The sequence below is a fragment of the Polyangium jinanense genome, from assembly GCF_028435365.1.
The window spans coordinates 1-13,647 of sequence record NZ_JAGTJJ010000019.1; the positions used below are offsets into that span (position 1 = coordinate 1).

At 66.1% G+C, this 13,647-nt stretch carries 7 protein-coding genes and 1 pseudogene; 3 read left to right on the top strand and 5 right to left on the bottom strand.

Features of this window, described 5'->3' with window-relative positions:
- Positions 1–858 precede the first annotated feature (858 nt).
- Together KEG57_RS27075 and KEG57_RS56415 are read right to left on the bottom strand one after the other, a co-directional pair.
- Positions 859–6,633, bottom strand: coding sequence for a calcium-binding protein (locus tag KEG57_RS27075; protein ID WP_272419258.1), 5,775 nt, complete (start codon positions 6,631–6,633; stop codon positions 859–861).
- Positions 6,634–6,991: 358 nt separating this feature from the next.
- Positions 6,992–7,235, bottom strand: a pseudogene (locus KEG57_RS56415) (transposase zinc-binding domain-containing protein); the annotation flags it as partial.
- A gap of 237 nt (positions 7,236–7,472) precedes the next feature.
- Here KEG57_RS56415 and KEG57_RS27080 point away from each other — a divergent pair.
- The gene (locus tag KEG57_RS27080) at positions 7,473–8,855 is read left to right on the top strand and encodes a serine hydrolase (RefSeq protein ID WP_272419256.1); all 1,383 of its coding nucleotides are present in this window, start codon (positions 7,473–7,475) and stop codon (positions 8,853–8,855) included.
- Positions 8,856–9,398: 543 nt separating this feature from the next.
- On the opposite strand, the gene KEG57_RS27085 is transcribed toward KEG57_RS27080, so the two are convergent.
- The 3 genes from KEG57_RS27085 to KEG57_RS27095 all read right to left on the bottom strand — a co-directional run bounded on the left by KEG57_RS27085 (position 9,399) and on the right by KEG57_RS27095 (position 10,641).
- Positions 9,399–9,875 carry a VOC family protein gene (locus KEG57_RS27085; protein WP_272419253.1) on the bottom strand — a complete coding sequence of 159 codons (477 nt, stop codon included), beginning with the start codon at positions 9,873–9,875 and terminating at the stop codon, positions 9,399–9,401.
- A 126-nt stretch (positions 9,876–10,001) separates the two neighbouring features.
- Positions 10,002–10,385, bottom strand: a complete 384-nt coding sequence (locus KEG57_RS27090) for a hypothetical protein (protein ID WP_272419251.1) — start codon at positions 10,383–10,385, stop codon at positions 10,002–10,004.
- 73 nt (positions 10,386–10,458) lie between these two features.
- Complete coding sequence (locus KEG57_RS27095; protein WP_272458891.1) at positions 10,459–10,641, bottom strand: hypothetical protein; 183 nt, start codon at positions 10,639–10,641, stop codon at positions 10,459–10,461.
- Between the two features lie 198 nt (positions 10,642–10,839).
- Between KEG57_RS27095 and KEG57_RS27100 the strand changes: the two genes are divergently transcribed.
- Both KEG57_RS27100 and KEG57_RS27105 read left to right on the top strand, forming a co-directional pair.
- Entirely contained in the window at positions 10,840–11,298 is a 459-nt protein-coding gene (locus tag KEG57_RS27100) for a hypothetical protein (RefSeq protein WP_272419248.1), read from the top strand.
- 14 nt (positions 11,299–11,312) lie between these two features.
- Positions 11,313–12,515, top strand: coding sequence for a hypothetical protein (locus KEG57_RS27105; protein WP_272419247.1), 1,203 nt, complete (start codon positions 11,313–11,315; stop codon positions 12,513–12,515).
- Positions 12,516–13,647: the final 1,132 nt, after the last annotated feature.

Sequence of the window (13,647 nt, forward strand, 5' to 3'; positions counted from 1 at the left end):
GCACTCCAGCACGCTCGGGTCGCGATGGGCCGACCTTTCGCGTGCCCTTCGCTTTGCTCTTCTCCTTCGTCGTACTGGCCATTCCGGTGCCAGGTGCACTCGGAGCTGCCTCATCCCATCTAGCACGGCTTGGCGTTGAAGAGCGCGAGCACGACGGTACGATCGCCGTCCCCGAGCGGGATCCCCTGAACCCCGCTCCCGCTCCCGCTCCCGCTCCCGCTCCCGCTCCCGCTCCCGCTTCCGCTCCCCTTCACCACGGAGAGGTCCTGCGCGGACCCCGGATCCGATCCTCGGGGAGCACCTTCCGGTCCTCTCCCCGCCTCGGATCCGATCCTCGGGAGCACCTTCCAGTCCTCTACCGCTCTCCAACCCGCTCCCCGGGAGCACCTTCCGATCCTCTGCCGCTCTCCAACCCGCTCCCCAGGATCACCTTCAGGTCCTCCACCGCTCTCCAACCCGCTCCCTGGGATCACCTTCCGATCCTCCACCGCTCCCCAACCTGCTCCCCGGGAGCACCTTCCAGTCCTCTGCCGCTTTCCAACCCGCACCCCGGGAGCACCTTCCAGTCCTCTACCGCTCTCCAACCCGCTCCCTGGGAGCACCTTCCGATCCTCTACCGCTGTCTCGTCCGGGCTCTGGAAGAGCTCTCCTACGAACGTCTCGTAGAGTCCCGGCGAACCCAAAAGGACACGACGGGCTCGACGCATATGCAATGGGCCCGCTCCGAAGCGCACCGGGAGCTTCACCGGGAGGGGGGATCACCCTGTGGCCTCTCCCCACCTCCCGGTGAATGACTCTTGTTTTCGGCTGCTACAAGAGAACCGCCGCTTCCGCTCGCGGTCAGCCGACCCGGACCCCCTACGGGTCGAGGTTGGTGATGGTGACGGACACCTGTGCCTTGGCGAGCACGTCGATGTACTTCTTGTACGTGGTGTCGGCCGCGATGGCCTGCGCCAGCGTCTGCGTCGCAGCGCCTTCCTGGATGGTGACGCCCTGAATCGTGTTGCTGGTGAGCTTGCTCATCAGGAACTGGACGAAAGCATCACCGACGTAGGAGCGATCGCGGAAGCGGATGCCGCCCGGCAGCTTGGCCGCGATCATCAGCGCGACATCGCCGGACTTGACCGTTGTCCGGCTGTCTCCGGCCAGATTGAACTGGTACAGCGTGGCGCCCGCGTTGTTCTTGAGCGCGAGCGTGACCTGGGAAGACGACCAGGTGCCCGACAGCACGAACGCGGTGGAGTCGACGTCCAGGGCCGACATCGTGACCAGCTTGTCGCGGTTGAAGACGAGGCGCTGGATCCACGTTCCACGGGCACGCTGGTCGAGGTAAGAAACCCCATTCTCGATGATGTCGTACTCGTCGCCTCTGCCGAACAGGAACCACGTGGGGACCGCGTCGAACTTGGCAATGGTCGTGGCGCCGTACTTCATGAGGAACGGAGTGTCCGACCAGACACCAGCCCCGAGAGCACTGCCGTTCAGGTTGAAGTACGAGACGCTCATGGAGTCGATGCCATCCATGATGACGTACCGATAGCCGAACGGGCGGGTATAGCCCTGGCCAATGAGCTTGACGGTCACGTTCTCCAGGCCGGACTGGATCAACACGATGGAGTCGCCGGTATCGGTCGGGGGGCTCCCGGTTCCCACCGTCACGTTCGACGCCGTGACCTTGATGATGTTGTTCCCCGTGCCAGCCGTGACGCTGGTCCCCGCCTTGTTGGCGAAGATGAGCGCGTTGCCATTGGGCACCGTGCAGGGGCTCGCCACCTGGGTCATGTCGACCACGTTGGGGAAGGTGGTGCTCCCGAGGAAGGAGTGGCCGCTGGGGTTTCGCAGCCTCTCCATGATGAAGGCGCGGACCCCCGCACTGTCGATCGTCCCGTCCTTGAAGAACATCCCGCGCTGGAACTGGAGCTGGAAGGCGCGCGCCACGGTGAGGGCGTCGAGCGCGGGGGTCAATGTCATGCTCATCGAGAAGCCGTAGAGGACCTGGCTCCCGGACTTGAGCTGGAGATCCAAGCCATAGCTCTTGAACGCGATATGGAGGAGGACCTGGCTGCGGTTGAGATCCGTCGCCATCAGCGCCTGCTTGCGGTTGGCGTCGTACTGCCGGCGATGGATGTAAGACGCGCCGGCCTTACGCGCGGTGACGTAGGCGCCCACGTCGTCGATGAGAATGCTCCCCCAGCTATACTTGAAGAGGATGACGTCCGGGGAGGTGTCGAGGATGGCCACCGTGTTCGCGCCGACGGTGAGCGTGAGCTGAGCGCCGCTCTGCGTGATGCCGACCCCGTTCACGCTGATCTCCTTGAGGACCAGGGTCTTGATCCCTTGTTTCGTGGTCTGCCCGTCCGCGATGAAGCGGACTTTGACGGTCTCCGCGTTGTTGCCGATGATGACCACGTCGTTCCCGTTCCCGGTCTTGATCAGGGTCTCCGACTGGGTGCCAGAGTCGACGAAGCTCGAGGCGTCGAAGATATCATTCCCTCCGCTCGCGGCGTACGTCGCCCGCTTGCGCTTGGCCAGGATCAGGTTGTCACCGCCGAGCATGTCGAAGGCGTTGATGCCGCCGAACTTCGCCGTGTCGATCATGTTGTCGAAGATGCTCGGGTTGCTGATGTACGAGTAGCCAAGCTGCGCGAAGAACATATCGAAGATCTCCCCCGCCTCGATGATGATGCCCGGAGGCGTCGCGCTGAAGAGCTCGATCGACGTGAAGCGAGTGATGAAGTCGACGACGAGGGTCTCCAGGCTGGTGATCCCGGAGCGATACAGCTCGCCGAAGCGCAGGTCGGTGAAGATGGTCACGTACGACGCGTTACAGATCCGAAGGTCGCCGTTCGCCGAGATCGCGAACCTGAGATCGCTCTTGGCGGCGATGTTCTCGAGCTTGATCCGGTTGCCGGGGCTGGCCTCGTAGATGGTCGCCGTGGAGCCCGTGGTGGTGTACACGACGCGCACGACCGCGGACTCGCCCACAGGCAGGTCGTTGAAGGCGCTGCCCGGCGTGTAGACGAGCTTGCGCTTGTCGGCGCTGACCGTGAACGTGCCTTTCCCGGTCGCGCTGCGAACGCCGTTGTCGTCGAGGAAGAGCGGAGAGCTGAGCTGGATCTCGGCGACGTCGTCCACGAGCGGAGCGAGGGTGAGCGACGGCGCGCTCCAGGTCCCGCCCGGAGCCTTGGCGATGAGGCCGGCGGTCTTGTCCCTGACGACGGTGATGACCGCGGTCTCTTCGATGTTCGGGCCGGAGATCGTATAGGTGTCCGCCCCCGTGCCGCCGATGAGCTTGTGGCGGCCGCGCATGGCGACGAGGGTGTTGCTGCCGCCGCGGGCCTCCACCGTGCACTGGCCGCCGCTGGCAATGAGCAGGTTGGCCTGCGTGCTGTGCCCCTTGATGCTCAAGACCTTGGCGTTGCCTCGCACGCTGTGGATGTTTTTGAGGTAGGCCTTGATCCCGGTGCCCTTGAGAGTGCCGCCCATGCTGAAAGCCGGGGCGTCGATGTCGACCTCGACGAACCCGCTCGAGGTGAAGTGCTCGAGCGACAGGAGGTTACGACCTGCATAGCCGTCGATCTGGTTGTCTTCGCCGGTGACGGTTTGGAGCATGAAGCTGTCGTCGCCGGCCGTGCCCACCAGGCGGAGGAAGTCCCTCTTGCTGTCGACGATGAACCGGTGGCCCTCCCGGAGGTTGGTGGCGTCCACGTGAAAGCTCACGCTATCCCACGTGTTGTCATACGTCCTGTTGGAGAGCTGGATGGTCTGCATGTTCTTGATGAAGATGCCGCGATCCACCTTGTTCTCGGCCGCGTTCGCGGGCCAGACGTACTCGTTCGCCGCGTTGGGCACCCGGTTGGCCCTGGCCAGATCGATATCGTGGTCGAGCAGGACGAACTTGTTCGTCACGTTGATGCTGTTCGGCCGGGTGGTGCTGGCCCACTTGCTGCCGTTGATGATCAGCACGTTGTCACCGTCGCCGCCGATGATGTACTTCCAGATCTGCCACTGGGGCGAAGGCCCTGCCGAGAACGAGACGACGGTGTCGCCGTTCCCCGTATAGGCGTACTCGTTGTGCCCGTAATGCAGGTCGATGAGGCTCACGCTGCTGTCGCCGATGACCTGGGAGTTCACGTCCGTGAAGACGTTCGGGCTCGTGCCGGAGGACTCGCAGACGGCCTCGATGCCGCTGATCTGCGTGGTGCTCTTGAAGGCGAAGACCAGCGCGGCCTCGAGCTCCTTGCCGTCTGTGGTATAGGCCATGACGCAGTTGGTGCTGTCGTAGACGGCGAGGCTGCTGGGGATGGTGGAGATATCGTAGGTGGACTTCCAGAGGCCAACGACGCCGTTCCGCGTGCCGTAAGCGTAGAAGTAGCGCCCATCGGTGAGGTATTTGAGGCCGTCTTTATTGGCGAGATACCAGAAGTACTTGCCGGTGAGGGTGGACTCGGCGACCGATTGCGCGGTGCTCATCGAGAACAGGGTATTGATGAGCTTGGTCTCGTGGGCGGATCCAGCGGGAAAGGCCGGGCGGTGCAGTGGGTTGGCGAGGGCCGGGAGGCCATTGAGCAGGGCGCCCAGCGCGAGGCCCGCGCGCCCCTTCGTGGTGGTGGCCTGCGCGGACAGATCCACGTAAACACGGTTGATGCTGTCGTACCCCGAGATGATGGCCTTGGGGTTGCTCCCGGCGTTGAGAGAGAAGAACTCCGCGGAGAGCTCCAGCGTGTCCTTTCCAGTGCCGCCGTCGGCGACGATGTCGATGCCGGGCTCGACGACCAGCCAGTCATTGCCCGCTTCCCCGTAGAGCGAGTCGCGGCCGGTGCCGCCGACAAGGTAGTCGTTCCCGAGGCCGCCGTAGAGGGCGTCGTCGTCCGCGTCGCCGAAAAGCAGATCGTCCCCGGCTTCACCGTAGACCGAGTCGTTGCCGACGCCGGCGCGGATCAGATCGTCGTTGAGGCGACCGCGGAGCTCGCGACCGATGGACGAGGCGTCCACGAGGGCGAGGCGGAGGTTGGAATCGTTGCCGTCGGCGAGCGCCTTCGCGCTGAGCTTGCGCACGATCTCTTTGTCGACCGTGGTGCCGTCCGCCCCCTCCTCCTCGAGGCCCATCGCCTTGGCGTCGACGATGAACTGGAAGAGGTCGTAGCCCTGCTCCTTGTACAGCTGGGCTTGCTGGTCGAGGTACTTCTGGAAGGCCGGTGAGTTGACGTGCTCGTCGAGCGCGGCCTTCAGCTTCTGTTCGGGGGTGCGCGTATCGACCAGATCGGCGAAGAAGCCGATGATCATGTTGACCAGCCCGACGATGGTGTTGATGAGGTCCACCACGAAGGAGAGCGCCGTGCCGATGCCCGGGATGCAGTCGAGCACCATGCTGACCCCGTCGAGCACGAGCGACACGGTGTCGAGAGCGGCCATGATGCCGTACATGGCCGCGCCGCCGATGTTGCCGCTGTTCCTGGCGCGGTCGGCGGCGATCGAGTTCTCGGTGATCGACACGACGCCCATCCCGATGGAGAAGGCTCCCCCGACCACGGAGGCGAAGCGGAGGCCCAGCTTGGCCCCCTTGGACAGGTTCTTCACCGAGTCGCCGACCTTGTCCATCACGAGCTTGCGGATGCTGTTGAGCCCGTCGCCGATCCCGAACGTGCCTCGCGCGATGCGGAGCCGCCCGTCTTGGATCTGCTGGTCGTATTCGGCCCTGGAGATCTCGCCGCGCGCGTAGCGGCGCTCGGCGTTCTGGATCATCTCGTCACCGGCGCCGATGTTGACGCCACCCATCCCGACGTTGAAGCCGGCGGTCGCCGCCTCGATGCCGGTGCCGATCTTGCCGAGGATTTTCTGCGCCTGCAGCCTGCTGGCGACCTTGGTCCGCTGGCGCTCGAGCTCGACGTTGGCCAGGAACGTCGTGTGCAAGAGCTTGGATTTGGGGCTCTCGCCCGAGGCCGCGATCTTGGCCCGGGAGGCGTCGTTCACCTTCCCGTCGAGATCCACCGTATAGCCCCTGCCCTCGCGGAAGCTCGTATCGGCGTTCGTGGCGAAGTCCTTGATGTTGACCTTGTCTTCCGCGATGAGCGTGGCGAGATCGCCGGAGAGGCTGTCCAGCCGATCCTGGAGGACCTGGAAGCGGAACAGGGTCATGTTGGTGATCCCGTTGCTCAGGTCGGAGAAGTGCTGCGGGATATCGGCGAAGGTTTTTCCCGCGGTGCTGCCACCGAGGTAGTCGCTGAAGCGGATGAGATCGGTCTCCCCCTCTGGGGTGACCTGGCCGGTGAGCACGGCGCCGTTCAAACCCGCATCCCCCTGAGAGGCGGTCTCGCTGTCTGCGAGCGGGGGCACGAGGTCTTTGAGGTCGTGGATGTTGGCCTTGCCCTGGAGGCTCTTCTGGAAGAGGTCGACGGCGGCGAGGATGTCGGCGTCGTTCTTCAGCGCCAGGACCGCATCGACGTACTCCTGGGGCACGCCCGAGGCCTTCATCGAGGTGGCCAGGGTGTCCAGAGCGCTGAGGGGATTCAGCGCCGTGCTCGTAGGGTCCGTGGCGTAGCTGGCCGCTTTGCGAGACAGATCGAGGCCGAGCTGCTTCATGTACGCAGCCTGAGAGTCGATACCGAAGATATCGGGCGTTGTCGTGGTCATGATGTGTGTTGCTCCTTCGATTGCGAGTGGCACGTGTGCGGTGGCGTCGCGCGCAGCGAGGCACTGCGCGCGAGGAGATCGAGACGAGCGGAGGCCTGACGCCGTGATCCGCGCCCAACCGGGGAGACGCCGCTCTTCCCTCACGATGCCCGTGACCGGCTTCGTGACCTCCCATGGCCACGACGCGCGTCGCTGCCTTTCGTGAAGATCGTCCGATTTTTTTTACTTCGTGGGCTCACCGCAGGCGGCGCACGATCCTGTGAGCCCTACTCGAACGTTTCGGCGGGCCACTCGACCACCGGCGCGGAGCCCGCGGTCAAGTCGAGGAGCGGCGGCGAGGCTCGCCCCTCGGCCCGAGGCATGACGGACAGAATCCACGTCGCTTGCATGAGAACGCGACCCGTCGCTCGAAGCCGCACGCTTCGCATTCCACGCGGATGAAGCCGTATTCGAGGATCCCGCAGCGCAGATACGCCTCGACCTCGCGCACGACGAATCGCGGCAAACTCCCAATCGCTTCCACGCGCTCCCGAAACGAGTCCCAATACGCGCTGCACGACCCGGTAAAGTACCGTGTCCTCCGGTCGATGCCGTCTCACCCTTGGCGCTCCGCACGACCCTCCATAGAATCGCGGCGTTCAACGAGCTCGGCCCCGCGAAAGCTCGTTCCTTCCTTCACCTGACCAGGAAGGTCCCCCTGTGCGTCGACTTGCCCAACTCACCCTCGCGCTCCCCCTGAGCGCATGTGCGCAGCACGCTCTCCCCCACCCGCAACCACGTCGACCGCAAGCTCCGCCGCCAGCCTGACGAGCGCCGCCCAGGAGCCGCACGTCGCCAACGTGCTCCGCGGCCTGCGCCCGCACGTCGAGATCGTCGGCCGGCCGCCTGTCCGCTGGACGCTCGAAGAGCGCATGGCCCACCACCACGTGCCCGGCATCAGCATCGCCGTCATCGAGGGCGGGCGCATCGCGTGGGCCCGCGGCTTCGGCGTGAAGACGGCCGGCTCGGCCGACCCGAAGGACGCGGTCACGCCCGACACGCTCTTCCAGGCCGGGTCCATCAGCAAGCTCGTCACCGCCACGGCGATGCTCCGCCTCGTCGAGCGCGGGACGCTAGAGCTCGACACCGACGTCAACCGCTACCTCAAGACGTGGAAGGTGCCCGACAACGAGTACACCGAGAAGGAGAAGGTCACCCTCCGCCGGCTCGCCAGCCACACCGCCGGGCTCACCGTCTCCGGCTTCCCGGGCTACGAGCGGAACCAGCCGATCCCGACGCTCGTGCAGATCCTGAACGGGACAGCTCCGGCGAACACCGAGCCCGTGCGCGTCGACGCTGTCCCGGGCTCGCTCTCGCGCTACTCCGGCGGCGGGACGCTCGTGATGCAGCTGCTCATGACGGACGTCACCGGCAAGCCTTTCCCTGCCCTCATGCAGGAGCTCTTGCTCGGGCCGGCCGGGATGACCCACAGCACCTTCGAGCAGCCGCTGCCCGCCGCGCGCGCGGGCGAGGCGGCCCGCGCCCACCTCGGCGAGGGCGAGACGATCCCGGGCGGGTGGCACGTGTATCCGGAGATGGCCCCGGCCGGGCTCTGGACGACGGCGAGCGATCTCGCCCGGTTGGCGATCGCGATCGCCGACGCGCGCGCCGGGCGGCCGAAGGCGCTGCTCTCGCAGGCGACGGCCGAGCAGATGCTCACTCCGGTGGTGAAGGACGGCTACGGGCTCGGGCCCGCGATCGACGGGAGCGGTCGCTCGCTGGAGTTCGGGCACGGCGGCTCCACCGTGGGGTTCCTCTGCAACCTCACGATGTACCCGGAGATCGGCGTGGGCGCGGTGGTGATGACGAACAACGAAGAAGGCGGGGCGTCCCTGCTCCGCGAGATCCAGCTCGCGCTGGCCGCGGAGTACGGCTGGCCGGATCGCGCGCCGATGCGCGTGACGGCCATCGAGCTCAGCGCGGCGTCGGCGGCCGGCGTCGCGGGCAGCTACGCGCTGCCGGACGGTATGGGCGGCACGGCGGAGGTGAAGCAAGAGGGCGGGCGCCTCGTGATGCTCGCGCCGAGGCTCCCCAAGGAGGAGCTCATCCCGCAGTCGGAGACCGAGTTCGTGATGGGGACGCTGGGCTGGCGCGTGACGTTCAAGCGCGAGGCAGGCGGCAAGGCGACAGGGATGACCGTGGACGGGGGGGGGATGGTCGTCGAGGCGACGAGGAAGCCGTAGCAGGCGGACGGGGGCGGCGCGCTCGAGGTGAAGCGGCCGCCTCCTGCTCGCGGATGGCGCTCGTCACGCCGCTCGCGCTGCCCTTCGCCCTGGCCGGGTGGCGGCCTCGGGCGCAGACGGGCCCATCCGTTCCGATGAGCGCAAGCGCCGGAAGCGAAGGCGGCAGCGGTAGCGGATGTCACGCGGGCGCGAGCATCTCCAAACGCTTCCGGGCGATCGATTGCCCCTCCAGGAACGGTATCACCGCGGCCCGGAGGCGTGGACCAATATTCTCCAGGAATCGCTTGAGCCGAAACACGCCATGGAGCGCGTGCAGATGCGTTTCCGGCGTGGTCTGGTCCTCCTGCTCAGGAAGCTCTTCCGCGCAGCCAACGAGCACTTCACTCTCGCGTCGCGCGAGCCTTCGGTGATTGCGCGCATGGTTGAGCCCGATCAGCGGGTGTGGTCAGCGGATCGAGGTCATCCCGCGGCACTGGAAGAAGGGGATCCCGAAGTACCTCGTCCGGCACTATTTCCGGATGGTTAGAGCCAACGCCTGAGTTCTCAACGCTTACGTTCCATGGGATTCTCTCGGGAGGTCTGCTGCCCGAGCTGTTGGGCGAGCCCGATGAGAATTCCTTCGGGACCCCGGATGTAGCAGAGCCGGTAGATGTCTTCGTAATTGACGACTTCATCGACCACCGTCGCACCGAGCTTGCTGAGCCGGGCAAGGGTGTCGTCGATGTCCTCGACGGTGAACATGACGCGCAGGTATCCCAACGAGTTCACGGGGGCTGTGCGGTGATCGGACGCGATGGCGGGGGCGTCGAAGCGCGAGAGCTCGAGGCGGCTGTGGCCGTCGGGGGTGCGCATCATGGCGACCTCGACGCGCTGGCCGCGCACTCCGGTGACGCGGCCGGCCCATTCGCCTTCGATGGGCATGCGGCCTTCGAGGGTAAGGCCGAGTTCGGTGAAGAACGCAATGGCGGCATCGATGTCTTCCACCACGATGCCGACGTTGTCCATACGCTTGACTGTCATGATGTCTCCTTGGCGTCTAACTGGGGCTTCTGCCGCGCGTGAGAGCGCGCAGCGCACCCACGCGTCGGTCAAATGGCGCCGAAATAGTGCACGCGATGTCCATCCCTACGTCCCGTCGACGATACCTTATACGCATCGGTGAGGGCCTTTGCGCGGTGGTCGCATATCGACCGGGAGAGCAGACATCTTTTCGCACGACGGCAATGGTAGATCCATCGGTCGCCATCGAATCTTGCCGGTAGCTCGCTGCAACAAGTCGACCCACATCCTCGTATTTCTGTAGCCTGGAATCTGCTCGAACTCACCGTAGGACGGCGTAACGATGGGCAGACTTACTTGAAGCTCGCCGCTGCCCACGAATCGCTCCGGAATCTCGGAAGTCGGCGTGAAGAACAGCGCCGCCCGCTGCTCCCAGAGATCCTCGAGGGGTTCGAGTTCCGCACGTGTAAACGGCGCCGGCTGACCTTGGTCGTCGTACATGCTTTCAAAGAGGTTCAGCCGGTTGCTCATGACGGGTACCCTCCACCTGTCATCTTACTCAGTCCCCGAAGTCTCCAGTGTCGCAGTGCCTCATCAGGGCGTGCTACTCACCGTCCTCGTCGTAGCAGCTGTCCGCCTCATCTTCCTCCGGATCCTTGGTGTAACCGGGGTCCTCGTTCGACATGTCGACCTCCGCGAACGCACGAAGAAGAAGCTCTTCCGCGCGGTCAGGATGGCTGAGCTCTTTCATCGTCTTGCCCGTCGTACGGAGGCGCGCCGCGGACATAGAGGGCACCTTCGTCGCGCGCGACCCCGCCGCGTTCGTGATGGACACTGCCTCGGTCACCCGCTTTTACGGCGCCAACGGGCTCCAGTACTCTCCTCGGCGGTATCTCTCGAATCGCTGACGCCCGTCCGAGACCGGGTGCGCGACGGCGCGATCTCCCGGTTGTCTCGAATTTTTGGCCATGGTACGCGGCAGCCCGTGACGCCCGCCGACCTCGGCTTCGCACTCAGGAAAGAACTCCAGCGCGGGGCGGTCGCCGCGGCCACGCTCGACGCGGGGATCGCGCTGCTCGACGTGCTGCTGACGTGGACGCGCCTCGAACAGCCGTTCGTCGCCTCGCTCGTCGCCTCGCTGGTCGAGCGCGACGAGGCGACGGCGACCGCGACCTTGCGCAAGCTCGCCGCGTGCCTCGCCGCGCCGTACCCCGATCATTTCTGGCAGAAGCCGTTCGGGCTGCGGCCGAACATGCCGCTGTACGCCGTCGTAAAGGCGTGCCGGCGTGACGAACGCGCCGCGGTCGTCGCGGCTCCGGACGCGGTGCCGGGGCCATGGCACTGGAACGCGGACGAGCTCGAGCAGGCGGCCTCGGACCTCGCGCTCGATAACGACGCCGCGAGCGTGCGCGAGCTGAAGTTCGTGGCGCTGATCGAAGCCTGAGCGCCGGACGTACCATGGATCGTAAACTCCGCGCAGCCGTCCTCGTGGCGTGCTCGATGCTGCCGGTGGCTTGCCGGAGCGAGCCGACACGCCAAGAATCCCCGATCGCATCGGCAAGCGCCTCCGCGCCGCCGAGCGCGGCCGTGCAGCCGTCGGCGGCTCCCGTCGAGGCGCCTCCGCCGCAGGTATTCGCGCCCGACGAGCTCCACAACGCCTTCCAAGCCGAGCTCACGGCGACGGGCTTCCGGGGCATCGTCCTGAAGGACGCGTCGGACGCGGCGAAAATACAGCCTCCCTCGTTCGTCGCGGTCGAGAGCGGATCGAAGCCGGAGCGGATCGAACTCCCTTTCTCGCTCGCCGGCGACATGAAGGGGGGGCCGCACTTCATGGCGAGCAACCTCTCGGCGCGACGCTTCCTCTACGCGGAGGGGACGCTGCCGAAGATCCGCGTGCGCGTCTGGAGCAATGGAGAGGTCGGACCGCCCGTGGAAGGGCAGGTGCCGCTCTTCGGCGGCGCGGCGATCTCGACGACGCAGGCCCTGGTGTTCTTCGGCAAGATGGACCGGCGAGGGTTCGTCGATCGCCCCAATGCGCCGCGCGCGGCGCTCCACCGGAACGGGTCGTGGACGATGATCGATTTGCCGCCGCCCGCCGAGAAGGACTGGCACGATTGCTTCTGGGACGCGGCGGCGCGCCGGAACAGTGAAGAGCTCGTGGTGCTCCAGATCTGCTCGGCGCCGCGGCGGGAGATGGCCTATGCCCTGTATCGGCTCAAGGGCGAGGCCTTCTCCCGGATCCCATTCGACAACGAGGTGTTCAATCCAGTACGCGCGGCGCGCGGCGAATTCGCGGTGGAAGAGGACGGGACCATCGACCTCGGGAGCCAGGTCTCGGGGCGCGAGGAAGGGGAGATGACGTTGGCCCGGCTGCGCGGAGGCCGCGAGCCGTGGAAGGTCGTGAAGGTGCGCATGCCGACGCGCCTGCTCTCGTCGGTGGGCGCCTCGGGAGATCGCCTCCTCTTCACCGACGGGGGAGACGACGTGCGCGGCTCGGCGGACGGCGGCGACACCTTCCAGAAGCTCGCCGCGTTCGCGCCGGGGCCTGGCTCGCTCGGCCAATGCAACAGATTCGGCTGCAGCTTCGTCACTTCGGATGCCCCGGGGGGCGGCTCCCGGGTATTCTTCCGCCGCTGGTCCACGCGCGCCGGATCTCCGTAGCTCACCACGCGCGGGCTCGACATCTACTCGGCGCCCTTCCGTCATAACAAGCCGCAAGCGCAGGCTCGATATCGCCTCCCTCTTTGCCATCGGATAAACCTTCGATCGAGCGGCCCTGTTGCTTCAATATCGCCACCACCCGCTTCGCGGTACGCGCGGCGACATCCTCCCCCTCGCCCGCCCCCGCTTCCGCTTCCGCTACCGCTACGGGTTCCGGCACCCCTGACTCGGCGTTTCCCGTCGGATCTTGGTGCCACTTCGGACCCTGCCGCCGCCCTTTGGGGGGTCTCCGGGGCGGACCCGCGGGCGCTCTCCTCGCGGTGCTCGTCCAGGGGAAGTTCACGGCCGCCACAGCAGGGGACGTGGAGGCGGCATGCATCGCCCATAACGCGGCCAGCAAGCTCCTTGCGCTCATACCGGAGGGCGAGACCTCGACCGATGCCGCGCGCACCGCGCACGGAGCGGTCGAGAAGCTTCTCACCGCGCTCGCCACAACAGCCGCACCCAAGCGCGCGCGTGCTGGCAGGGGCCCGCCCCCTGACATCACACAGTTCGCATTCCTGGAGTACATCCAGGGCACTACGTGCTCGGACGAGCGCCGGACGGAGAATGAGGCGCGCCCGGGGGAAAGCCCCCGGGGCGGTCGCGTCCGCTTGACGCCGCCCGCCTCTCTCTCGTCTACATCACTTCCGCGGTACGCTCGCGATTCCGCGTCGCCGCCATTGCACCGCGGCGCCGGTCACGGGCATTTCCCCTGAAACATAATGCATCGACACGGTATGGCGGGACCTCCGCGAGGCGGCTCCGCGCGCGAGAGGTCAGGGTAGCGAGGCAAGGAGATACGAAAAGGAGATTGGACAAGAACAGGCGCGTGGTCGGTGCTCGATCGGAGGGAGACGCGGAGATTCGGTAGAACCTCAGGGTCTTTCGGCCCCAATTTGCCGGCAGCTCCGCGAAAAACCGGCCTTGCACACGTTTTCGTGCAGCTCCTTCGCGCGCGCCGGGTCCGTAACACCTCGCTCACCGGTCGCCGCTTCCCATCCGACCAGGGCTGAGCGTGATGCGCGGCCCGATCACGGGCAGAAGCATCCAGAGGAGGAGCAGCCTCAACGCGGGATTGTCTGGTGCGTAG

Excerpts from the sequence above, each read along its gene's own strand:
- KEG57_RS27105 (WP_272419247.1), top strand. The coding sequence starts at position 11,313 with ATGGATCGTAAACTCCGCGCAGCCGTCCTCGTGGCGTGCTCGATGCTG.
- KEG57_RS27090 (WP_272419251.1), bottom strand. The coding sequence starts at position 10,385 with ATGAGCAACCGGCTGAACCTCTTTGAAAGCATGTACGACGACCAAGGT.
- KEG57_RS27075 (WP_272419258.1), bottom strand. The coding sequence starts at position 6,633 with ATGACCACGACAACGCCCGATATCTTCGGTATCGACTCTCAGGCTGCG.
- KEG57_RS27095 (WP_272458891.1), bottom strand. The coding sequence starts at position 10,641 with ATGTCCGCGGCGCGCCTCCGTACGACGGGCAAGACGATGAAAGAGCTC.
- KEG57_RS27085 (WP_272419253.1), bottom strand. The coding sequence starts at position 9,875 with ATGACAGTCAAGCGTATGGACAACGTCGGCATCGTGGTGGAAGACATC.